We start from the raw sequence: 22166 nt of genomic DNA on the forward strand, positions 1-22166 counted from the left end.
GCGGTGACCTGGAAAATGGTTCCGTGAGCGATGTGAGACATGTGCTGGTGCTGCCTGACCGGGATGCCGCGGAGGAGGTCGTCGAGGCGCTGCGGGAGCGGTTCGCGGTGGCCGAGGAGCCGCAGGTCGTCCGGGACGCGCTGGCGGGGGAGGACGACGCGGAGGACGCGCAGTGGCTGGTCGTGCTCCGCGACGAGGCGGGGCGACTGGATCCGGGGGAGCTGGACGCGTTCGCGGGGGAGTGGGAGGGGTGGCGGGAGGAGCCGTAGGCCCGTGGCCGGTGCGGTACGCCGCCGTGCCGTGCCGTGCCGTGCCGTGCGGTGCCGGGGTCGGGCAGGAGCGGGTTCCGCTGGCGCACCGGCGGTCCCTCTGCCGCTGCCGTGCTGTCAGTGGCGCGTGCCATGCTGTACGCGATGGCCAAGAAGAGTGCTGATGACGACCTGCTCGCTCCTGTGACCCTTGCCGTGGGGCAGGAGGAGCTGCTGCTGGACCGGGCTGTGCAGGAGGTGGTCGCCGCGGCTCGGGCCGCTGACGCCGACACCGACGTACGGGACCTGGCTTCGGAGCAGTTGCAGCCGGGGACCCTCGCCGAGCTGACCAGTCCGTCGCTGTTCGCAGAGCGCAAGGTCGTGGTCGTGCGCAACGCGCAGGACCTGTCGGCCGACACGGTCAAGGACGTGAAGGCGTATCTCGGCGCGCCCGCCGAGGAGATCACCCTGGTGCTGCTGCACGCCGGCGGGGCGAAGGGCAAGGGGCTGCTCGACGCCGCGCGCAAGGCGGGGGCGCGGGAGGTCGCCTGTCCCAAGATGACCAAGCCGGCGGACCGGCTGGCCTTCGTGCGCCAGGAGTTCCGGGCGACCGGGCGGTCCGCCACGCCCGAGGCGTGCCAGGCGCTGGTCGACGCCATCGGGAGCGATCTGCGGGAGCTCGCGTCCGCGGTGTCGCAGCTCGTCGCCGATGTCGAGGGGACGATCGACGAGGCCGTCGTGGGGCGGTACTACACGGGGCGGGCCGAGGCCTCCAGCTTCACCGTCGCCGACCGGGCCGTGGAGGGGCGGGCCGCGGAGGCGTTGGAGGCGCTCAGGTGGTCGCTCGCGACCGGGGTCGCACCGGTCATGATCACCAGCGCGTTGGCGCAGGGGGTGCGGGCGATCGGGAAGCTGTCCTCCGCGCGGGGCGGGCGGCCCGCCGATCTCGCCCGGGAGCTGGGGATGCCGCCGTGGAAGATCGACCGGGTGCGGCAGCAGATGCGGGGGTGGACGCCGGACGGGGTGGCGTTCGCGTTGCGGGCCGTGGCCGAGGCGGACGCGGGGGTGAAGGGCGGAGGGGACGATCCCGAGTACGCCCTGGAGAAGGCGGTGGTGGCGATCGCCCGGGCGGCGCGGTCGCGGGGGCGGGGCTGAGGATCGCGGTTCGGGGTGCCGGTGAGGTTGTTCGGCGGGTGCGGGTTGGTTGTGGCTGGTCGCGCCCACGCGGCGGAGCCGCATATCGATACAGTCCCGCCCCTGGGTAGGTGGTCACGACCGCGCCTGCCTGGCCCCCGTGTCCTACTCCGAGGAGAATCGGACTAGTCAGCCGAACATCGCCGGACAACGGAAAGGTGGCGGTCGTCATGGCTGAGCATCCGCACGCGGCGCTCGTACGCAAGGGGTTCGAGGCGTTCAGTCGCGGGGACATGGACACCCTGCGGGAGTTGATCGCGAGCGACGCCACGCACCATGTGCCCGGTAGTCACCCGCTCTCGGGGGACTTCAAGGGCCAGGACGCGATCATCGACATGTACCAGCGGCTCGGAGCGGCGACCGGCGGGTCGATGCGGCTCGAGATGCTGGGGATCGCCGTCGACGGGCGCGGACACGCGGTCGGGATGTGCCGGGTCACCGCGGAGCGCAAGGGCCGGCGCCTGGACGACACGGGATGCATCGTGTTCCGGATCGTCGGGGACAAGGTCACCGACCTCGACGAGTGCGTCGAGGACATCGACAAGAACAACGAGTTCTGGGCCGACTGACACCGAAGGCCCCGATGCCGTCGTCCTGGGGAAGGGCGAGGGCGTCGGGGCCTCGGTTCAGGCTTTCGGAGACCACGCCCGCGTGGCGAACGCAGGCCGCGCGTGGCTCCTGGGTGCCGGTCGGGAGCGGATGAGAGAGGGCCCGCTCGGGTCCTTCCGGCGTCAGATCAGAAGAGGGAGGCCTTAGAGGGCCGCGACCTTCGAAGCAAGCGCCGACTTCTTGTTGGCGGCCTGGTTCTTGTGGATGACGCCCTTGGAGACGGCCTTGTCGAGCGCACGCGCAGCAGCGCGCTGGTACTCGGTGGCCTTCTCGACGTCACCCGCGGCAGCGGCCTCGCGGGCCTTGCGGATCGCGGTCTTCAGAGAGGACTTGACGGCCTTGTTGCGCAGCCGGGCCTTCTCGTTGGTCTTGTTCCGCTTGATCTGGGACTTGATGTTCGCCACGAATGAGCCTCTACAGGTTCAGGCACGGGGCCAGGGAGTTTCCGAGCCACGAAGGGCAGAGGAGATCCAGATCCCGCACCAGGTGATTTCTTGGATTGTGCCTCGCGCTGAGAGGGCATGAGACACAGCTGCCCAGACTACCAGCGGCCCTGCACGTGGCCCAAACCGGTCGCCGGTCCCCGCCCGTGGGACCATGGAGGCTACGTATCGATCCGACCCGAGACCGCAGACACTGCGGACGCCTCAAGAATCAGGACCCTGCGTGCCCGCGATCCCCAGCCACGTGCCCGAGCCGAGCCGTACCGACCCGGCTCTGATCCGCAACTTCTGCATCATCGCGCACATCGACCACGGCAAGTCCACGCTCGCCGACCGGATGCTCCAGCTGACCGGTGTGGTCGAGCAGCGCCAGATGCGCGCTCAGTACCTCGACCGCATGGACATCGAGCGCGAACGCGGCATCACGATCAAGTCGCAGGCGGTGCGTCTGCCGTGGGCCCCGACCCACGACAAGAGCAACACGCACATCCTCAACATGATCGACACCCCGGGGCACGTCGACTTCACCTACGAGGTCTCGCGGTCGCTCGCCGCGTGCGAGGGCACCGTCCTCCTCGTGGACGCCGCCCAGGGGATCGAGGCCCAGACTCTCGCCAACCTGTACCTGGCGATGGAGAACGACCTCACGATCATCCCCGTGCTCAACAAGATCGACCTGCCGGCCGCGCAGCCCGAGAAGTTCGCCGAGGAGCTCGCGAACCTCGTCGGCTGCGACCCGTCCGACGTGCTCAAGGTCTCCGCCAAGACCGGGCTCGGTGTCGACGCGCTCCTCGACCGGGTCGTCAAGGAGGTCCCGGCCCCGGTCGGTGTCAAGGACGCCCCCGCCCGCGCGATGATCTTCGACTCGGTCTACGACTCCTACCGCGGTGTCGTGACGTACGTCCGTGTCATCGACGGCCAGCTCAACAAGCGCGAGCGCATCAAGATGATGTCGACCGGCGCCACCCACGAGCTGCTGGAGATCGGCACCAACTCGCCCGAGATGCTGGGCGCCGACGGTCTCGGCGTCGGTGAGGTGGGCTACCTCATCACCGGTGTGAAGGACGTCCGCCAGTCCAAGGTCGGTGACACCGTCACCAGCCAGCAGAAGGGGGCCACGGAAGCCCTGGGCGGGTACAAGGACCCCAAGCCCATGGTCTTCTCCGGTCTGTATCCGCTGGATGGCTCCGACTACCCCGAGCTGCGCGAGGCCCTGGACAAGCTCCAGCTCAACGACGCGGCGCTCGTCTACGAGCCGGAGACCTCCGCGGCCCTCGGCTTCGGCTTCCGCGTCGGCTTCCTCGGTCTGCTCCACCTCGACGTGATCCGTGAGCGCCTGGAGCGCGAGTTCGGGCTCGACCTGATCGCGACCGCGCCCAACGTGGTCTACCGGGTCGTGATGGAGGACGGCACCGAGCACACCGTCACCAACCCGAGCGAGTTCCCCGAGGGCAAGATCAACGAGGTGTACGAGCCCGTCGTACGCGCCACGATCCTCGCCCCGACCGAGTTCATCGGCTCGATCATGGAGCTGTGCCAGACCCGGCGCGGCACCCTGCTCGGCATGGACTACCTCTCCGAGGACCGCGTCGAGATCCGCTACACGCTCCCCCTCGCGGAGATCGTGTTCGACTTCTTCGACCAGCTGAAGTCCAAGACGCGCGGCTATGCCTCGCTGGACTACGAGCCCACCGGTGAGCAGACGTCCTCCCTGGTCAAGGTGGACATCCTGCTGCACGGCGACAAGGTGGACGCGTTCTCCGCGATCACGCACAAGGACGCGGCCTACGCCTACGGTGTGCGCCTGGTCGCCAAGCTGCGCGAGCTCATCCCGCGGCAGGCCTTCGAGGTGCCCATCCAGGCCGCCATCGGCTCCCGGGTCATCGCCCGCGAGACCATCCGCGCCATCCGCAAGGACGTCCTCGCCAAGTGCTACGGCGGTGACATCTCCCGTAAGCGGAAGCTGCTGGAGAAGCAGAAGGAAGGCAAGAAGCGGATGAAGATGGTGGGTTCCGTGGAGGTTCCGCAGGAGGCCTTCATCGCCGTCCTCTCCAGTGATGACAGCGCGGGGTCGGGCAAGGGCAAGAAGTAACCGCGGGTTACTCCCGGTTACCCGTCGAATCGGATGGAAAAGGGGTCCGTCGTGCGAAAGTGCGGCGGGCCCCTACGCGTGCGTAACGTCGCGCTCTGTAGGAAGTGACAGGCCGTGGCCCCTTACGAACGGGTCGGCCGCGCTTTACTCTGATCTCTGCTCGATAGTTACTCGCGAGTTAAACAACAGCCGCAAACCTGAGAGCCAGCCGCACTGTCGCGGGCCCCGGAGGATGTCGTGAGCGACACACAGACACTGATCGAGAACCGTCCGCCGAGTGTGGCGAGCCTCTTCCTGGAGCGCGTGGCGAGCACACCGGACGCCGAGGCGTACCGCTTCCCGGTGCCGGCGGCCTCGGGCGACGGCCCGGACGAGTGGAAGTCGCTCACCTGGGCGCAGGCCGCGGAGCGTGTGCACGCCATCGCGGCCGGACTGATCGAGCTGGGGGTGCAGCCCGAGCAGCGGGTCGCCCTCGCTTCCTCGACCCGGCTCGACTGGATCCTCGCGGACCTCGGCATCATGTGCGCCGGTGCCGCCACGACCACGATCTACCCGCAGACCAACGCCGACGAGTCGGCGTTCATCCTCTCCGACTCCGAGAGCCGGGTGCTGATCGCGGAGGACGCGGCGCAGCTCGCCAAGGCGGTCGAGAAGCGCGGTGAGCTGCCCGCGCTGACGAACGTCGTGGTGATCGACTCCGCCGGTGTCGAGACCAGCGACTTCGTGCTCACCCTGGCCGAGCTGGAGGCGCGCGGCGCCGCCCGCCTGGAGAAGGACCCCGACCTGATCAAGGAGCGGGTCGGCGCCATCACCAAGGACCAGCTCGCGACGCTGATCTACACCTCCGGCACCACCGGCCGTCCCAAGGGCGTACGGCTGCCGCACGACAACTGGGCCTACATGGCGAAGGCCATCGCCGCGACCGGACTGGTCGGCCCCGAGGACGTGCAGTACCTGTGGCTGCCGCTCGCCCACGTCTTCGGCAAGGTCCTCACCTCCGGGCAGATCGAGGTCGGTCACGTCACCGCCGTCGACGGCCGCGTCGACAAGATCATCGAGAACCTGCCGGTCGTCAAGCCGACCTACATGGCCGCCGTGCCGCGCATCTTCGAGAAGGTCTACAACGGGGTCGCCGCGAAGGCCCGTGCGGGCGGTGGCGCCAAGTACAAGATCTTCCAGTGGGCCGCCGAGGTGGGGCGCGCCTACGCCAAGGAGAGCCAGGACAACTTCCGGCGCACCGGGGTCGCCTCCGCGTCCTTCGGGCTGAGCGCCAAGCACAAGGTCGCCGACGCGCTGGTCTTCGCGAAGATCCGGGAGGCGTTCGGCGGGAACCTGCGGGCCTGTGTCTCCGGGTCCGCCGCGCTCGCCCCGGAGATCGGCTACTTCTTCTCCGGCGCCGGCATCCACATCCTCGAGGGCTACGGCCTCACGGAGTCCTCGGCGGCCTCCTTCGTCAACCCGGGCGAGGCCTACCGCACCGGCACGGTCGGCAAGCCGCTGCCCGGCACGGAGGTCCGCATCGCCGACGACGGGGAGATCCTGCTGCGCGGCCCCGGGATCATGGAGGGCTACCACGGGCTGCCCGAGAAGACGGCCGAGGTCCTCGAGGCCGACGGGTGGTTCCACACCGGGGACATCGGTGAGCTGTCGCCCGACGGGTACCTGCGGATCACCGACCGCAAGAAGGACCTCATCAAGACGTCCGGCGGCAAGTACATCGCGCCCGCCGAGGTCGAGGGGCAGTTCAAGGCGGTGTGCCCGTACGTGTCCAACATCCTCGTGCACGGGGCGGACCGGAACTTCTGCACCGCGCTCATCGCGCTGGACGAGGTGTCGATCCTGGAGTGGGCCAAGGAGAACGGGCTCGAGGGGAAGCCGTACGCGGAGGTCGTCGCCGCGCCGGTCACCGTGTCCATGGTCGAGGGGTATGTGAAGCAGCTCAACGAGGGGCTTCAGCGGTGGCAGACGATCAAGAAGTTCCGGTTGCTGCCGCGGGATCTGGATGTGGAGCACGGGGAGATCACGCCTAGCCTGAAGTTGAAGCGGCCTGTTGTGGAGCGGGAGTACAAGCACCTCATCGACGAGATGTACGCGGGGTCTCGGGAGGCGTAAGGGGTGGCGGGGGAGCGTGTGCGGCCGGCGGTGCGTTGTGGCTGGTCGCGCAGTTCCCCGCGCCCCTGAAGAACACCTCACCGCCGCTCCAGAAGGTGGCGGAGTTCCTTCACCTGGACACGCTGAGACTCCGTCAACTCTTCCTCCAGGGCCGTCAGTCGCCTGCCCACCTCTTGGTAGTCAGCCCGCTGCCGTGACAGCAGGCGCTCCAACTGCTGGTTCTTTCTGTGCAGGTCCAGGAAGACGCTGACCTTCGCTCGCAGGACCCAGGGGTCGAACGGCTTGGTCAAGTAGTCGGCGGCGCCGGTCGCGTAGCCGCGGAAGGCGTAGCCCGAGTCGTCGTCCGCTCCCGTGAGGAAGATGATCGGGACGTCCTTCGTCTGGTCCAGGCGTTTGATGTTGGCGGCGGTCTCGAAGCCGTCCATGCCCGGCATCCGTACGTCCAGGAGGACCAGGGCGAACCGGCGGCGGAGCAGGGCCTTCATCGCCTCCTCGCCCGAACGGGCGCGCACCAGTGGCTCGTTGAGGGACCCGAGGACCGCCTCCAGCGCTGTCAGGTTGTCCTCCATGTCGTCGACCAGGAGGATGCCGGCACCGTCGTCGGTCGTTGCCTCAGTGCTCATGTGACTGCCTCATTCAGTCGTCGGTGGGCGGGACCACGGCTTCCTCGACGTCGGTCCGCTCCTCCGTCTCCGCGCCCTCGGGGTCCAGGAGGGCGCAGACGACGGTCAGGAGCTGGTCGACGTCCACCGGCTTGGGTACGTAGTCGTTGGCGCCGCGCGCGATGGACTTCTCGCGGTCCCCGGGCATCGCCTTCGCGGTGAGCGCGACGATGGGCAGCCCGGCCCAGCGGGCGGTGCGGCGGATCGCGGCGATGGTCTCGTAGCCGTCCATCTCCGGCATCATGATGTCCATCAGGACGAGTTCGACGTCCGGGTTGCGCTCCAGGGTCTCGATGCCCTCGCGGCCGTTCTCCGCGTACAGCACCGGCATGCCGACCCGGCCCAGCACATGGGTGAGCGCGAAGACGTTGCGGATGTCGTCGTCCACGATCAACACCCTTCGCCCGGACAGGACCTGGCCCGCCCGTCCGGACTGCCACGCCTCCAGCCTGGTGGGCGCGGGCCAGGAGTCCTCGGCGTCGTGGGCGGTCGGGTAGGGCTCGCTGGACAGGTCGTCCGGGTCCGGCAGCGGGCGGTCCTCGGCGGTCGGGCCGGTGGCCGTGTTGCCGGGGCTGACGACCGGGACGTAGAGCGTGAACGTGGAGCCCTTGCCGGGTTCGCTCTCGGCGACGATACGGCCGCCCAGCAGGCCCGCGATCTCGCGGCTGATGGAGAGGCCGAGCCCGGTGCCGCCGTACTTGCGGTTGGTGGTGCCGTCGGCCTGCTGGAACGCCTCGAAGATCACCGGGAGTTTCTCCCGCGCGATGCCGATGCCGGTGTCGGACACCGCGAACGCGATGACGTCGTCGCTGTCGCGGACGTACCGGTGCTCGGGGTCCTTGATGCGGTTGACCCGCAGTTCGACCCGCCCGCTGGCGGTGAACTTGATCGCGTTGGAGAGCAGGTTGCGCAGGATCTGCTGGAGGCGCTGCTCGTCGGAGTACATCTCGCGCGGTACGGCCTCGCCGACCGCCACCTCGAAGGCGAGCCCCCGGTCCAGGGTGAGCGGGCGGAAGGTGGCGTGGACGTAGTCGAGCAGCTTGATGAGCGGCAGCTTCTTCGGGCGTACGTCCATCCGGCCGGCCTCGATCTTCGACAGGTCGAGGATGTCGTTGATCAGTTGGAGGAGATCGCTTCCCGACCGGTGGATCGTCGTCGCGAACTGCACTTCCTGGTCGGAGAGATGGCCGTCCGGGTTGTCGGAGAGCAGCCTCGCCAGGATCAGCAGGGAGTTCAGCGGGGTGCGGAGTTCGTGGGACATGTTCGCCAGGAACTCCGACTTGTACTGCGAGGAGGTGGCCAACAGGGCCGCCTTGTCCTCCAGTTCCGCGTTCGACCGCTGCAACTCCGCCTGCTGCATCTGGAGTTCGTCGGAGCGCTCCTGGAGCTGCATCGCGAGGCGCTGGGACTCGCCGAGCAGGGACTCGGTGCGGGAGTTGGCGATGATGGTGTTGATGGCCACGCCGATGGTGTTCACGAACTGGTCGAAGAACGCCAGGTGGACGTCGGAGAAGCGGGAGAAGGAGGCGAGCTCGATGACGCCCAGGAGCTTGTCCTCGAAGAGGATCGGGATGATGACGACACTGCTCGGGGCGGCCTCGCCCAGCCCGCTGTTGATCTTGATGTAGTCCGGCGGGGCCTCCTCCACCAGGATCCGCTTCTTCTCACGGGCCGCCTGCCGGACCAGACCGTGCACCGGCATGCCCCCGGTGTCGACGGTCGCGCCCTGCGCCGAGCCGTAGCCCGCGATGAAGGCCAGTCCCTTTGCGGGAACGGTGGTGTGCAGCGAGGTTCCGTCCTCGTCCGGGTCCGCGAGGAAGAACGCTCCGTACTGGGCGTTCACCAGCGGGGTCAGCTCGCGCAGGATCAGGTCGGCGACCTCCATCAGGTCCCGGTGGCCCTGCATCAGCGCGGCCAGACGCGCGAGGTTGGACTCCAGCCAGTCCTTCGCGCGGGTCGTCTCGCGGAGGTTGGCCACCATCAGGTTGATGTTGTCCTTGAGCTCGGCGACCTCCCCTTGCGTCTCCACGGTGATCGAGCGGGACATGTCGCCCTGGGCCACCGCGGAGGCCACCTCGGCGATCGCGCGGACCTGGGTGGTCAGGTTGGAGGCGAGCTCGTTCACGTTGGTCGTCAGGCGCTTCCAGGTGCCGTACACGCCCTCGACCCGTGCCTGGCCGCCTAGTTGGCCCTCGGAGCCGACCTCGCGGGCCACACGCGTGACCTCGGAGGAGAAGGAGGAGAGCGTGTCGACCATGGTGTTGATGGCGGTCTTCAGCTCCAGGATCTCGCCGCGCGCGTCCACGTCGATCTTCTTGGACAGGTCGCCGTTGGCCACGGCGGTCGTCACCTGGGCGATGTTGCGGACCTGCGAAGTGAGGTTGTCCGCCATGTAGTTGACGTTGTCGGTCAGATCCCGCCACACACCGCTCACGCCCAGCACCTGGGCGCGGCCGCCGAGCCGGCCGTCGGTGCCGACCTCGCGGGCCACGCGGGTCACCTCGTCGGCGAAGGCGCGCAGCTGCTCCACCATCGTGTTGACGGTGTCCTTCAGTTCGAGGATCTCGCCGCGCGCGTCGACGGTGATCTTCTTCGACAGGTCGCCGTTGGCCACGGCGGTGGTGACCTGGGCGATGTTCCGCACCTGTGACGTCAGGTTCAGGGCCATGAAGTTGACGTTGTCGGTGAGGTCCTTCCAGACGCCGGACACTCCTCGCACCTGCGCCTGGCCGCCGAGGTTGCCCTCGGTGCCGACTTCGCGGGCGACGCGGGTGACCTCGTCCGCGAAGGCGGAGAGCTGGTCGACCATGGTGTTGATCGTCGACTTCAGCTCCAGGATCTCGCCCTTGGCCTCCACGGTGATCTTCTTGCCGAGGTCGCCCTGGGCGACGGCCGTCGACACCAGGGCGATGTTGCGGACCTGCGAAGTGAGGTTGTCCGCCATGAAGTTGACGTTGTCGGTGAGGTCTTTCCAGACGCCGGACACTCCTCGCACCTGGGCCCGGCCGCCGAGGTTGCCCTCGGTGCCGACCTCGCGGGCGACGCGGGTGACCTCGTCCGCGAAGGCGGAGAGCTGGTCGACCATCGTGTTGATCGTCGACTTCAGTTCGAGGATCTCGCCCTGGGCATCCACGGTGATCTTCTGACTCAGGTCGCCGTTGGCCACCGCGGTGGTCACCTGCGCGATGTTCCGGACCTGTGAGGTCAGGTTCGACGCCATGAAGTTGACGTTGTCGGTGAGGTCCTTCCAGACCCCGGAGACGCCCCGCACCTGGGCACGCCCGCCCAACTGCCCCTCGGTGCCGACCTCACGGGCCACACGGGTGACCTCGTCGGCGAAGGCGGAGAGCTGGTCCACCATCGTGTTCACGGTCAGCTTCAGTTCGAGCAGCTCGCCGGTCGCCTCGACGGTGACCGTGCGGGTCAGGTCGCCGCGGGCCACCGCCGTGGTCACCAGGGCGATGTCCCGGACCTGGGCGGTCAGCCGGGACGCCATGGTGTTGACCGCCTCGGTCACGTCCCGCCAACTGCCGGACAGACCGGTCACCTTGGCCCGCCCGCCGAGCCGGCCCTCGGTGCCCACCTCACGGGCCACCCGGGTCACCTCGCCGGTGAACAGGGAGAGCTGGTCGACCATCTTGTTCACGGCCCGGCCCAGCCGCCGTAGATCACCGCGCAGTTGGCGGTTGCCGTCGTGCAGATCGACCCGCTGGGTCAGATCGCCGCCGGCCACCGCGTCCAGGACCCGGGTCGCGTTGGCGGCCGGGGCCACCAGGGCGTCGAGCAGCTGGTTCACGTCGTTGACCCGGGAGGTCCAGGTGCCCTGCCCGGGGCTGGGGGAGAGCCGCTCGTCGAGCCGGCCGTGCCGCACCAGCTCACGCTTCACGCGGTTGACCTCGCCGGTGAAGTGGAGGTTGCGGTCGACGAGTTGATTGAAGACGGCCGTCAGTTCGGCCACGATCCCGTCGCCGGACTCCGGCATCCGGCGGAAGTCGCCGTCCCGGGCGGCGGTCATCGCGGCGAGCAGAGGGCGTAGGTCCGATGCTCGAATCCAGGCTTCTTTCTGTCCTTCTTCGAACACAGGCGTACCACTGTTCTCACTCATGGCGGCCCACTTCGGTAACTCGGCGCTTATGGGCTGGGTCAGTCTGTCACTCTGTCCGCAATCAGAGGCGTAATCGTCCGAACTGCCCGGGGAGACGGACATGGGGGCCATTCCTGCGCAACGGGAATCCGTTGCCCATGGGGCCGGCACGCACACGCCCGCTCCGGTGCGGGTCCGTGCCACCTTCCCCGGTACCCCGCTCACTCCGGGCGCGGCCCGGGCGCTGTTACGGGCCACGCTGAGCGAATGGGCCGAACTGGCGCTGCCCGGAACCGAGTTCCTCACGGACCGGCAGTCGGACGACGCGGTGGTGGTGGTCAGCGAGCTGGTCACCAACGCCGTCGTGCACGCCGGTACCGAGGTCGAACTGGACGGCCGTCTGGAGGCGCACACCGGGGCCCTCGTCATCGAGGTCCTCGACCACCACCCTTCGCGTGCCCCGCGCGACGGCGACACCGAGACGCCCTACGGCATACCGGAGTACGGGCGGGGACTCCGCCTGGTCGCCGCGCTCGCGGAGTCCTGGGGCATCACGTATCGCACGGGCGCCAAGACCGTGTGGGCACGGCTGCCGGCCGGGGGGAAGGAGGCGCTGGAGGGGATCCAGGCGTATGCGGGGGAGTACGGGGAGGCGGACGGGGGCGGTGACGGTGGCGGGGATGAGCGGGGGCTGCCGGGCTTCGCTGCGCCCCCGGGCCTGCCAGGGCTTCTGACGCCGGCCCCGCAGGCCCGCGCCCGCGTGGAACAGGATCGCGACTGGCTCAACCGCGGAGCCCTCTCCTTCCTCGCCGAGGCGTCCGACCTGCTCGCCGGGCAGCTGGACGAGAACCTCGTCGCCGCGCTGGCCGGTCAGCTGATCGTGCCGCGGCTGGCCGACTGGTGTGCGGTGTGGCTGGAGGACGAGGTGGCCGGCCGCTGGGGCTCCCCGCGTTCGGGTGAGGCCGAGGGGGGTGGTGGCGGGGGCCGGGGCGACAACGGTGCTCCCGGGCCCCGTCTGGCCCGGGTCTGGCACGCCAGCGAGACGCGTATCGAGGAGCTGCGGCGGGCGCTGGAGAAGGAGCCACCACAGCTGCCGGACGGCCCGGACGGCACGGGGCCCGTCCCGTTCCCCTGGCCGACAGAGGCCCTCGGCGCGCCCGACACCCGGCCCAGCCGCGAGCCCGTCTCCGGGCGCGGCTCCGCCCACGGATCCGGGCCCGGTTCCGCCAACGGCTCCGGGACCGGTTCCGAGTCCGGAGCAGCCTTGGGCTTCGACCGCGGCTTCGCTTCCGGCTCCGGGCACGGTTCCGCCTCCGGGTCCGGGCTTGGCTCCGAGTCCGGCGCAGCCTCCGGCATCGAGCGCGGCTTCGCTTCCGGCTCCGGGCACGGTTCCGTCTCCACCCCCGCCACCGGCGCCGAGCACCGCTCCACCCCCGCCACCGGCCACCGCTCGCGCCACAGCCGCTCCGGCCCCAGTTCCGCCGGTGACCTCACGCCTGCCCCCGCCTCCGCCCCCACCTCCGGCTACCAACCCACCCCCGACACCCCACCCACCCCCGACACCCCACCCACCCCCGACACCCCACCCGGCTCCGCCCTCGCCTACCGCCTGACCGCCGGGGGCCGCCCCCTCGGGACGCTCGTCATCGGGCGGGCCGGGGTGGGGTCCCTGCCCGACGAGATCACCGGGCTCGTCGAGGACCTCAGCCGTCGGGTCGCGCTCGCCATCGGGGCCGCCCGGCAGTACGCCCGCCAGGCCACTATCAGTGCCGTGCTCCAGCGCGGGCTGCTGCCGGGCGCCGTCGCCGAGATACCCGGCGTGCGCAGCGCCCTGGTGTACGAGCCGTGCGACAAGGGCGGGCCCAGCGGCGACTTCTACGACCTCTTCCCGGCCGGCGACGGCCGCTGGTGCTTCGCCGTCGGTGACGTGCAGGGCAAGGGCCCCGAGGCCGCCGTGGTGATCGGCCTGGCCCGCCCCTGGCTCCGGCTGCTGGCCCGCGAGGGCTACCGCGTCGCCGACGTCCTGGACCGTCTCAACCAGCTGCTCCTCGACGACGCGACGGAGGCCGCGGACGCGGCGGCGCGGGCGCTGGCCTCCGCCGGCGGACGCCCCCCGCACGCAGGCGACGGCCCGCAGACCCGCTTCCTGTCCCTCCTCTACGGCGAGCTGGTGCCCTTCGACGGCGGAGTGCGCTGCACCCTCGCCTCCGCCGGACACCCGCTCCCGCTGCTGCTCGGGTCACGCGGCGAGGTCCGTACGGTCGCCCGCCCGCAGACCCTGATCGGGGTCGTCGAGGACGAGACGTACACCAGTGAGACCTTCGAGCTGCGGCCCGGCGACAGCCTGCTCTGCGTCACCGACGGGGTGACCGAGCGGCGCAGCGGCAGCCGGCAGTTCGACGACGAGGACGGGCTCGCCGAGGCGCTCGCGGGCTGCGCCGGGCTGGACGCCGAGCTGATCGCCGAGCGGATCAGACGGCTGGTCCACGAGTTCGGGGCCCGGCCGCCGGAGGACGACCTGGCGCTGCTGGTCCTCCAGGCGGAGTAGCTCTCCGCCCCGGTGCTGGACAATGGAGGACATGCCCTCCGCACTCCCCGACGGCGAACCCGTCCCCGACGACGGCTCGCTCCCCGCGTCCGCGCTCACCGGTTCCGCCGACCGCCCCCTCGGCTTCTACCTGCACGTCCCGTACTGCGCGACCCGCTGCGGCTACTGCGACTTCAACACCTACACGGCGACCGAGCTGCGCGGCACGGGCGGCGTGCTGGCCTCCCGGGACAACTACGCCGAGACGCTGATCGACGAGATCCGGCTGGCCCGCAAGGTGCTCGGCGACGACCCGCGCCCGGTGCGCACGGTGTTCGTCGGGGGCGGTACGCCGACGCTGCTGGCCGCCGGGGACCTCGTACGGATGCTCGCGGCGATCCGCGACGAGTTCGGTCTTGCCGAGGACGCCGAGGTCACCACCGAGGCGAACCCGGAGTCCGTCGACCCGGCGTACCTGTCGGCGCTGCGCGAGGGTGGCTTCAACCGGGTCTCCTTCGGGATGCAGAGCGCCCGGCAGCACGTACTGAAGGTGCTGGACCGCACGCACACCCCGGGGCGGCCCGAGGCGTGCGTGGCGGAGGCCCGGGCGGCGGGGTTCGACCACGTCAACCTCGACCTGATCTACGGCACCCCCGGCGAGTCCGACGACGACTGGCGGGCGTCCCTGGAGGCGGCGCTCGGAGCCGGTCCTGACCATGTGTCGGCGTACGCGCTGATCGTCGAGGAGGGCACCCAGCTGGCCCGGCGCATCCGCCGCGGCGAGGTGCCGATGACCGACGACGACGTGCACGCCGACCGCTACCTCATCGCGGACTCGGTGCTGGCGGAGGCCGGGTTCGACTGGTACGAGGTCTCCAACTGGGCCACCTCGGAGGCGGCCCGCTGCCTCCACAACGAGCTGTACTGGCGGGGCGCCGACTGGTGGGGCGCGGGCCCCGGAGCGCACTCGCACGTGGGCGGGGTGCGGTGGTGGAACGTCAAGCACCCGGGCGCGTACGCGGCGGCGCTGGCTGCGGGGAAGTCGCCGGGGGCCGGGCGTGAGCTGCTCTCGGACGAGGACCGGCGGGTGGAGCGGATCCTGCTGGAGCTGCGGCTGCGGGAGGGTGCGCCGCTCGGTCTTCTGCGCGAGGAAGGGCTGGCTGCGGCTCGCCGGGCGCTGGGGGAGGGGCTGTTGGAGACCGGGCCGTACGAGCAGGGGCGGGCTGTGCTGACGCTGCGGGGGCGGTTGCTGGCGGATGCGGTGGTGCGGGATCTGGTGGACTGAGCGCCCGATGGGGGTGCCGCGTCCGGTTGAGTGGCGGCCGCGGGCCGGTGGGGGCTTGTCGCGCAGTTCCCCGCGCCCCTAGGTGGGCGTCACTGAGCCGTGACGAAATCGATCAGTTCCTCCACTCGCCCGAGCAACTCCGGCTCCAGGTCCTTGTAGGACCCGACCCGCTTCAGGATCGCCTGCCACACCGCGCCCGTGTTGTCCGACGGCCAGCCCAGGGCCTTGCACACGCCCGTCTTCCAGTCCTGGCCGTGGGGGACTCTCGGCCACGCCTCGATGCCCAGGGACGACGGCTTCACCGCCTCCCAGATGTCGATGTACGGGTGGCCGACGACCAGGGCGTGCTCGCTGGTGACCGATGCGGCGATACGGGACTCCTTGCTGCCCGGCACCAGGTGGTCCACCAGGACGCCCAGCCGCGCGTCCGGGCCCGGTGCGAACTCGGCCACGATCGCGGGCAGGTCGTCCACGCCCTCCAGGTACTCCACGACCACGCCCTCGATGCGCAGGTCGTCGCCCCAGACCTTCTCCACCAGTTCCGCGTCATGGCGGCCCTCGACGTAGATACGGCCGGCGCGGGCCACGCGTGCGCGTGCGCCGGGCACGGCCACCGAGCCGGACGCGGTACGGGAGGGTCGTACGGGAGCCGCCGCCGAGGGTCTGACCAGGGTCACCACCCGGCCCTCCAGGAGGAAACCGCGGGGCTCCAGCGGGAAGACCCGGTGCTTGCCGAAGCGGTCCTCCAGGGTCACCGTGCCCGCCTCGCAGCGGATCACCGCGCCGCAGAAACCGGTGCCGGGCTCCTCGACCACCAGACCGGGCTCGGCCGGAACCTCCGGTACCGGCTTCGGCTTCTTCCACGGAGGGGTCAGGTCGGCGGAGTACTGGCGCATTCGGATGACGATAGGAGAACCGGCCCGGGGATCACTACGACACGCCGGAACGGGCCGCCAGCGCGTCCCGCTGCGCCCGTACGAACTCCGCGTCCACCACCGCTCCGTGACCGGGCACGTACAGCGCGTCCTCACCGCCCAGAGCGAGGAGGCGGTCCAGAGCCGCGGGCCACTGCTGGGGTACGGCGTCCGGGCCCGCCTGGGGGTCGCCGGACTCCTCGACCAGGTCGCCGCAGAAGACCACCTCCGGGGAGCCGGGGACGAGGACGGCGAGGTCGTGGGCCGTGTGCCCGGGGCCGACGTTCGCCAGCAGGACCTGGCGGCCGTCGCCCAGGTCGAGCGTCCACTCGCCGGAGACGTGATGCCGGGGGGAGACCAGGGCGTCCACCGCCGCGTCGGCCGCCGACGGCTCCAGGCCGTTGCGCACCGCGTCCGCCCGCAGTTCCGCACGGCCGAGGCGTCCCGTCAGGGCCGTCTCCACACCCACCGCGCCGAACACCTCCGCTCCCGCGAACGCCGCCGCCCCGAAGACATGGTCGAAGTGGGGGTGGGTCAGCGCGAGATGGGTCACACGGTGGCCGGCCAGCTCCTCGGCCTCGGCGCGCAGCCGTGCGCCCTCGGCGAGGTCGGCGCCCGCGTCGATCAGGAGGGCCGTGCCCGCGCCGATCACCAGGCCCGCCGTACAGTCCCAGCGGGGCAGCCGGCACCGGCCGACCCCGGTCGCGACCCGCTCCCACCCGAGCTCTTCCCAAGTCACCGTCATACCGCGACGCTAACGGCAGGAACCTGCCCCACGGGACCGACCTTGCCCTGGGAGCACCCCACCGCCGTACACTGGCTCGGGGAGCGCTGGCACTCGGACGGACAGAGTGCCAGGCGAGATACCGAGGGAACGCATTCTGGAGGTGCGCGCGATGCTGAGTGAACGCAGGCTCCAGGTGTTGCGCGCCATCGTCCAGGACTACGTCGGCACCGAGGAGCCGGTCGGGTCGAAGGCCCTGACCGAGCGGCACAACCTCGGAGTCTCCCCGGCGACCGTCCGCAACGACATGGCGGCCCTGGAGGACGAGGGGTTCATCGCCCAGCCGCACACCAGTGCCGGGCGCATCCCGACCGACAAGGGCTACCGGCTGTTCGTCGACAAGCTGGCGGGCGTCAAGCCGATGACCGCCCCGGAGCGGCGCGCCATCCAGAACTTCCTCGACGGCGCGGTCGACCTCGACGACGTGGTGGCCCGGACCGTGCGGCTGCTCGCGCAGCTGACCCGGCAGGTCGCCGTCGTGCAGTACCCCTCCCTCACCCGGTCCACCGTCCGGCACGTCGAACTGCTCTCGCTCGCGCCCGCGCGTCTGATGCTTGTGCTGATCACGGACACCGGCCGGGTCGAGCAGCGGCTGGTCGACTGCCCGGCGCCCTTCGGGGAGGCCTCGCTCGCCGATCTGCGGGCCCGGCTCAACAGCAGGGTCGCGGGGCGACGGTTCGCCGATGTGCCCCGACTGGTCGAGGACCTGCCCGAGGGCTTCGACGTCGAGGATCGGGGTACGGTCGCGACAGTGCTCTCCACTCTCCTGGAGACACTCGTCGAGGAGAACGAGGAGCGGCTGATGATCGGCGGCACAGCCAATCTCACCCGCTTCGGACATGACTTTCCCCTCACCATCCGGCCCGTCCTGGAGGCACTGGAGGAGCAGGTCGTCCTCCTCAAACTCCTTGGCGAGGCCGGGGATTCGGGCATGACCGTGCGTATCGGTCATGAGAACGCCTACGAGGGACTCAACTCCACTTCCGTGGTGTCGGTCGGCTACGGTTCGGGCGGCGAGGCAGTCGCCAAGCTCGGCGTGGTCGGACCGACCCGCATGGATTACCCGGGAACGATGGGAGCGGTACGCGCAGTGGCACGGTACGTCGGACAGATCCTGGCGGAGTCGTAAGTGGCCACGGACTACTACGCCGTTCTCGGCGTGCGCCGCGACGCGTCGCAGGATGAGATCAAGAAGGCGTTCCGCCGGCTCGCACGAGAGCTGCACCCGGACGTCAACCCGGATCCGAAGACCCAGGAGCGGTTCAAGGAGATCAACGCCGCTTACGAGGTGTTGTCGGACCCGCAGAAGAAGCAGGTCTACGACCTCGGCGGCGACCCGCTCTCGCAGGCCGGCGGCGGTGGCGCGGGCGGCTTCGGGGCCGGTGGGTTCGGGAACTTCTCGGACATCATGGACGCGTTCTTCGGTACGGCCTCGCAGCGGGGTCCGCGTTCGCGCACCCGGCGCGGCCAGGACGCGATGATCCGGCTGGAGATCGAGCTCGACGAGGCGGCCTTCGGCACCACGAAGGACATCCAGGTCGACACGGCGATCGTCTGCACCACGTGCAGTGGTGAGGGCGCCGCGCCGGGCACCTCCGCGCAGACGTGTGACATGTGCCGCGGTCGCGGTGAGGTGTCGCAGGTGACGCGGTCCTTCCTGGGCCAGGTCATGACGTCCCGTCCCTGCCCGCAGTGCCAGGGCTTCGGCACCGTCGTCCCGACCCCGTGCCCGGAGTGCGCGGGCGACGGCCGGGTCCGCTCGCGCCGCACCCTCACCGTGAAGATCCCGGCGGGTGTGGACAACGGCACGCGGATCCAGCTCGCGGGCGAGGGCGAGGTCGGTCCCGGTGGCGGTCCCGCCGGTGACCTCTACGTCGAGATCCACGAGCTGCCGCACTCGCAGTTCCAGCGGCGCGGCGACGACCTGCACTGCACGGTCACGCTCCCGATGACGGCGGCGTCGCTCGGCACGAAGGTGCCGCTGGAGACGCTGGACGGCATGGAGGAGGTCGACATCCGGCCCGGCACCCAGTCCGGCCAGTCGATCCCGCTGCACAGCCGGGGCGTCACGCACCTGCGCGGCGGCGGCCGGGGTGACCTCATCGTCCACGTCGAGGTCCAGACCCCGACGAAGCTGGACCCGGAGCAGGAACGCCTGCTCCGCGAGCTGGCCAAGCTGCGCGGCGAGGAACGGCCCACGGGGCAGTTCCAGCCGGGTCAGCAGGGGTTGTTCTCCCGGCTGAAGGACGCCTTCAACGGGCGTACGTGAGTGGTGCGAAGGTCGGATTCGGACTTGTTCGGAGGACGTGACAACATGCCGTCATGTCCTCCGCACTGACCGATCTCTTCCCTCATCCGATCGTGCAGGCCCCCATGGCGGGCGGCGTCTCCGTGCCGCAGCTCGCCGCCGCCGTGTCCGAGGCGGGCGGGCTCGGATTCCTGGCCGCCGGGTACAAGACGGCCGACGGGATGTACCAGGAGATCAAGCAGCTGCGCGGCCTGACGGGGCGGCCCTTCGGCGTCAACCTCTTCATGCCGCAGCCGGAGTACGCGGACCCCGCCGCCGTCGAGGTCTACGCCCACCAGCTGGCCGGCGAGGCCGGCTGGTACGACACCGAGCTCGGCGACCCCGACAGCGGACGGGACGACGGCTACGACGCCAAGCTCGCCGTCCTCCTCGACAACCCGGTCCCCGTGGCCTCCTTCCACTTCGGCATTCCGAGCGCCGAGACCCTGGAGTCCCTGCGCCGGGCCGGCATCTTCACCCTCGTCACCGCGACCACCCCCGAAGAGGCCCTCGCCGTCCAGTACGCGGGCGCCGACGCCGTGATAGCCCAGGGCGTGGAGGCCGGCGGCCACCAGGGCACCCACCGGGACATCCCCGAGCAGGACGGCTCCGGCCTAGGCCTGCTCTCCCTCGTGGCCCAGATCCGGGAGACCGTGACCCTCCCGATCGTCGCCGCCGGCGGCATCATGCGGGGCAGCCAGATCGCCGCCGTCCTCGCCGCGGGCGCGAGCGCGGCCCAGCTCGGCACGGCGTTCCTCGCCACCCACGAGTCCGGGGCCCCCGACGTGCACAAGCAGGCGCTGACCAACCCGCTCTTCGTCCGCACCGAGCTGACCCGTGCCTTCTCCGGTCGCCCCGCCCGCGGCCTGGTCAACCGCTTCCTGCGCGAGCACGGCCCCTACGCGCCCGCCGCCTACCCCGAGATCCACCACCTCACCGCACCGCTGCGGAAGGCCGCCGCGAAGGCCAAGGACGCGCAGGGCATGGCACTGTGGGCGGGACAGGGCCACCGCATGGCCCGCGACCTGCCCGCGGGACAGCTGGTGGAGCTCCTCGCGGCCGAACTCGCGGACGCTTGGACAGCGTTGTCGGCCAAGGGAGGACTGCGATGACCGCGCCAGTATTCGTCGTCGACCACTTCGACGCGGGCGGCGGCGGACACTACGTCCTCGACGGCCCCGAAGGCCGCCACGCGGTCTCCGTGAAGCGGCTCCAGCCCGGCGAGGACGTCATCCTCACCGACGGGACGGGACGCTGGGCCGACTGCGTGGTGCTCGGCACCGAGGGCAAGGACCGGCTGATCGTGCAGCTCGACTCGGTGTCCGAGGAGCCGCCCGCACAGCCCCGCATCACCGTCGTCCAGGCCCTCCCCAAGGGCGACCGCGGCGAACTCGCCGTCGAGACCATGACGGAGGTCGGCGTCGACGCCGTCGTGCCCTGGCAGGCGGCCCGATGCATCACCCAGTGGCGGGGCGACCGGGGCCTGAAGGCGCTCGCCAAGTGGCGGGCCACCGCCCGGGAGGCCGGCAAGCAGTCCCGCCGGGTCCGCTTCCCGGAGGTCGCGGACGCGGCGAGCACCAAACAGGTTGCCGCACTTCTCGCCAAAGCCGACTTCGCCGCGGTGCTGCACTCCGACTTCGAGCGCGGCAGCGCGCCGCTGGCCACCGCCGAACTCCCCGAGGAGGGCGAGATCGTGCTGGTCGTCGGCCCCGAAGGCGGCGTCGCCAAGGACGAGTTGGCGCTCTTCGAGGAGGCGGGTGCGCGGGCCTACGTCCTCGGACCGACCGTGCTGCGCACCTCGACCGCCGGCACCGCGGCGGCCGCCCTGCTCCTCGGCCGCACCGGCCGCTGGTCCTGACCTCCCGGAGGACGGCTGTGGAACTCGCCCAAGTACGCCTGCTCGTCACCGACTTCGCCGCCTGCTACCGCTTCTACGCCGAAGTCCTCGACCTCAAGCCCCAGTCGGGCGCGACGGACGGGCCGTACGAGAAGTTCAGCCCCGCCACCGGCTCGGCCGGCATCGCGCTCCAGGACCGCTCGATGATGGCCGAGGTCCTCGCCGAACTCGGCGGCACGGCCACCGGCCACCGCTCCCTGGTGGTGCTCCGCGTGGACGACCTGGACACCTACTGCGCGCGGATCACCGCCCGCGGCGCGACCCTCCTGCACGGCCCCGCCCCCATGACGGACCGCATGCGCGTGGCCCACCTCAAGGACCCGGAGGGCAACCTGGTGGAGCTCCAGGAGTGGCTGCTGCTGCGCGGCTGAGCGCAGGCGCACAGTCCGGGGAGCGAGCGGCGCGCGGGTGGCCGTATGCGCCCTTCCGCCGGACGGTACGCGGTGGCAGTCTGCTGTCCATGGGGGCGTTGAGACAGATCTGGCGTCGGCCGCGTGGCATGCGGGTGACGGGTGTCGCCGTGCTCGTCGTGACGGGCGTGGGGGGCCTCGTCTCCTGCGATCCGGCCGGTGCGGTCAGTTCCGCGACCGTGTCCTACACCACCGACCAGCTGGTCACCAAGGAGCTGGACCGGCAGAAGGCCGACGTGAGTTGGCTGACCTGCAACGCCTCCTACGACAACGGGGACGGGACGCCCAGCGCCAGTGTGAACACCGTCGCCACCGTGAACTGCGAGGGCAGGACGCGGGACGGCAAGGACATCACCGTCAAGGGCAAGGTGACCCGGACCGTCAGCGGGGCGTGCGTTCGGGGGAACCTGACCGCCACCGTCGGTGGCAAGCAGTGGTTCCGCGTGGACGGACTCGGGAACTGCAACGCCACCCCCACCCCGCCGGTCAACAACCCGAACCGGCCCGGCCCCACCGTCACCGTGACCGTCACCAAGACCATCTGGTGCCAAAGGGACCCGCAGTGCTGGCCCGACGGCAAGTGATCGAAACCTCTGTGCACGGCGACCGCGCGTGCAT

At 70.6% G+C, this 22166-nt stretch carries 18 protein-coding genes; 13 read left to right on the plus strand and 5 right to left on the minus strand.

The window, feature by feature from the left end; translation table 11 throughout:
- Window positions 1–23: 23 nt before the first annotated feature.
- The 3 genes from H295_RS0115390 to H295_RS0115400 all read left to right on the plus strand — a co-directional run bounded on the left by H295_RS0115390 (window position 24) and on the right by H295_RS0115400 (window position 2011).
- Window positions 24–269, plus strand: coding sequence for a hypothetical protein (locus tag H295_RS0115390; protein WP_078616656.1), 246 nt, complete (start codon window positions 24–26; stop codon window positions 267–269).
- Between the two features lie 144 nt (window positions 270–413).
- Window positions 414–1403 (plus strand): DNA polymerase III subunit delta, encoded by a 990-nt coding sequence (gene holA, locus H295_RS0115395; protein ID WP_199788590.1) that lies wholly within the window; start codon window positions 414–416, stop codon window positions 1401–1403.
- Window positions 1404–1612: 209 nt separating this feature from the next.
- Window positions 1613–2011: a nuclear transport factor 2 family protein gene (locus H295_RS0115400; protein WP_020136225.1), complete on the plus strand. Its 399-nt coding sequence runs from the start codon at window positions 1613–1615 to the stop codon at window positions 2009–2011.
- 183 nt (window positions 2012–2194) lie between these two features.
- Here the strand turns inward: H295_RS0115400 and rpsT are convergent, their stop codons facing one another.
- Entirely contained in the window at window positions 2195–2455 is a 261-nt protein-coding gene (gene rpsT, locus H295_RS0115405; protein WP_020136226.1) for a 30S ribosomal protein S20, read from the minus strand.
- A 262-nt stretch (window positions 2456–2717) separates the two neighbouring features.
- On the opposite strand from rpsT, the gene lepA reads away from it, so the two are divergent.
- Entirely contained in the window at window positions 2718–4586 is a 1869-nt protein-coding gene (gene lepA, locus H295_RS0115410; RefSeq protein WP_020136227.1) for a translation elongation factor 4, read from the plus strand.
- A gap of 237 nt (window positions 4587–4823) precedes the next feature.
- Entirely contained in the window at window positions 4824–6698 is a 1875-nt protein-coding gene (locus H295_RS0115415) for an AMP-dependent synthetase/ligase (RefSeq protein WP_020136228.1), read from the plus strand.
- A gap of 77 nt (window positions 6699–6775) precedes the next feature.
- Here the strand turns inward: H295_RS0115415 and H295_RS0115420 are convergent, their stop codons facing one another.
- Together H295_RS0115420 and H295_RS0115425 are read right to left on the minus strand one after the other, a co-directional pair.
- The gene (locus tag H295_RS0115420) at window positions 6776–7321 is read right to left on the minus strand and encodes a response regulator (protein ID WP_020136229.1); all 546 of its coding nucleotides are present in this window, start codon (window positions 7319–7321) and stop codon (window positions 6776–6778) included.
- Between the two features lie 13 nt (window positions 7322–7334).
- Complete coding sequence (locus H295_RS0115425; RefSeq protein ID WP_028809388.1) at window positions 7335–11465, minus strand: HAMP domain-containing protein; 4131 nt, start codon at window positions 11463–11465, stop codon at window positions 7335–7337.
- Window positions 11466–11565: 100 nt separating this feature from the next.
- Between H295_RS0115425 and H295_RS45470 the strand changes: the two genes are divergently transcribed.
- Both H295_RS45470 and hemW read left to right on the plus strand, forming a co-directional pair.
- A complete protein-coding gene (locus H295_RS45470) occupies window positions 11566–13992 on the plus strand; it encodes an ATP-binding SpoIIE family protein phosphatase (RefSeq protein WP_028809389.1) in 2427 nt (808 codons plus the stop codon).
- A 31-nt stretch (window positions 13993–14023) separates the two neighbouring features.
- On the plus strand, window positions 14024–15256 hold the full coding sequence (gene hemW, locus H295_RS0115435; RefSeq protein ID WP_028809390.1) for a radical SAM family heme chaperone HemW: 1233 nt from the start codon (window positions 14024–14026) through the stop codon (window positions 15254–15256).
- 89 nt (window positions 15257–15345) lie between these two features.
- On the opposite strand, the gene H295_RS0115440 is transcribed toward hemW, so the two are convergent.
- Complete coding sequence (locus tag H295_RS0115440; protein ID WP_020136233.1) at window positions 15346–16152, minus strand: DUF3097 domain-containing protein; 807 nt, start codon at window positions 16150–16152, stop codon at window positions 15346–15348.
- A gap of 34 nt (window positions 16153–16186) precedes the next feature.
- Window positions 16187–16915, minus strand: coding sequence for an MBL fold metallo-hydrolase (locus H295_RS0115445; protein WP_020136234.1), 729 nt, complete (start codon window positions 16913–16915; stop codon window positions 16187–16189).
- Between the two features lie 151 nt (window positions 16916–17066).
- On the opposite strand from H295_RS0115445, the gene hrcA reads away from it, so the two are divergent.
- The 6 genes from hrcA (at window position 17067) to H295_RS0115475 (ending at window position 22132) form a co-directional block, all read left to right on the plus strand.
- A complete protein-coding gene (hrcA, locus tag H295_RS0115450) occupies window positions 17067–18083 on the plus strand; it encodes a heat-inducible transcriptional repressor HrcA (RefSeq protein WP_020136235.1) in 1017 nt (338 codons plus the stop codon).
- A complete protein-coding gene (gene dnaJ, locus H295_RS0115455) occupies window positions 18084–19223 on the plus strand; it encodes a molecular chaperone DnaJ (protein ID WP_007381949.1) in 1140 nt (379 codons plus the stop codon).
- 53 nt (window positions 19224–19276) lie between these two features.
- Entirely contained in the window at window positions 19277–20353 is a 1077-nt protein-coding gene (locus H295_RS0115460) for a nitronate monooxygenase (RefSeq protein WP_020136236.1), read from the plus strand.
- A complete protein-coding gene (locus H295_RS0115465) occupies window positions 20350–21099 on the plus strand; it encodes a 16S rRNA (uracil(1498)-N(3))-methyltransferase (protein WP_020136237.1) in 750 nt (249 codons plus the stop codon). Before H295_RS0115460 ends, H295_RS0115465 begins: the two co-directional genes overlap by 4 nt.
- A gap of 17 nt (window positions 21100–21116) precedes the next feature.
- The gene (locus H295_RS0115470) at window positions 21117–21509 is read left to right on the plus strand and encodes a VOC family protein (protein ID WP_020136238.1); all 393 of its coding nucleotides are present in this window, start codon (window positions 21117–21119) and stop codon (window positions 21507–21509) included.
- Between the two features lie 89 nt (window positions 21510–21598).
- On the plus strand, window positions 21599–22132 hold the full coding sequence (locus H295_RS0115475; protein WP_028809391.1) for a hypothetical protein: 534 nt from the start codon (window positions 21599–21601) through the stop codon (window positions 22130–22132).
- Window positions 22133–22166 lie beyond the last annotated feature (34 nt).

It is taken from the genome of Streptomyces sp. 351MFTsu5.1 (genome assembly GCF_000383655.1).
GTDB lineage: Bacteria > Actinomycetota > Actinomycetes > Streptomycetales > Streptomycetaceae > Streptomyces > Streptomyces griseorubiginosus.

What these genes read in the sequence shown, in the direction of transcription:
- holA (WP_199788590.1), top strand. Translation starts at nt 414, where the DNA reads ATGGCCAAGAAGAGTGCTGATGACGACCTGCTCGCTCCTGTGACCCTT.
- H295_RS0115400 (WP_020136225.1), top strand. Translation starts at nt 1,613, where the DNA reads ATGGCTGAGCATCCGCACGCGGCGCTCGTACGCAAGGGGTTCGAGGCG.
- H295_RS0115420 (WP_020136229.1), bottom strand. Translation starts at nt 7,321, where the DNA reads ATGAGCACTGAGGCAACGACCGACGACGGTGCCGGCATCCTCCTGGTC.
- H295_RS0115425 (WP_028809388.1), bottom strand. Translation starts at nt 11,465, where the DNA reads ATGAGTGAGAACAGTGGTACGCCTGTGTTCGAAGAAGGACAGAAAGAA.
- H295_RS45470 (WP_028809389.1), top strand. Translation starts at nt 11,566, where the DNA reads ATGGGGGCCATTCCTGCGCAACGGGAATCCGTTGCCCATGGGGCCGGC.
- hemW (WP_028809390.1), top strand. Translation starts at nt 14,024, where the DNA reads ATGCCCTCCGCACTCCCCGACGGCGAACCCGTCCCCGACGACGGCTCG.
- H295_RS0115440 (WP_020136233.1), bottom strand. Translation starts at nt 16,152, where the DNA reads ATGCGCCAGTACTCCGCCGACCTGACCCCTCCGTGGAAGAAGCCGAAG.
- H295_RS0115445 (WP_020136234.1), bottom strand. Translation starts at nt 16,915, where the DNA reads ATGACGGTGACTTGGGAAGAGCTCGGGTGGGAGCGGGTCGCGACCGGG.
- hrcA (WP_020136235.1), top strand. Translation starts at nt 17,067, where the DNA reads ATGCTGAGTGAACGCAGGCTCCAGGTGTTGCGCGCCATCGTCCAGGAC.
- H295_RS0115460 (WP_020136236.1), top strand. Translation starts at nt 19,277, where the DNA reads ATGTCCTCCGCACTGACCGATCTCTTCCCTCATCCGATCGTGCAGGCC.
- H295_RS0115465 (WP_020136237.1), top strand. Translation starts at nt 20,350, where the DNA reads ATGACCGCGCCAGTATTCGTCGTCGACCACTTCGACGCGGGCGGCGGC.
- H295_RS0115475 (WP_028809391.1), top strand. Translation starts at nt 21,599, where the DNA reads ATGGGGGCGTTGAGACAGATCTGGCGTCGGCCGCGTGGCATGCGGGTG.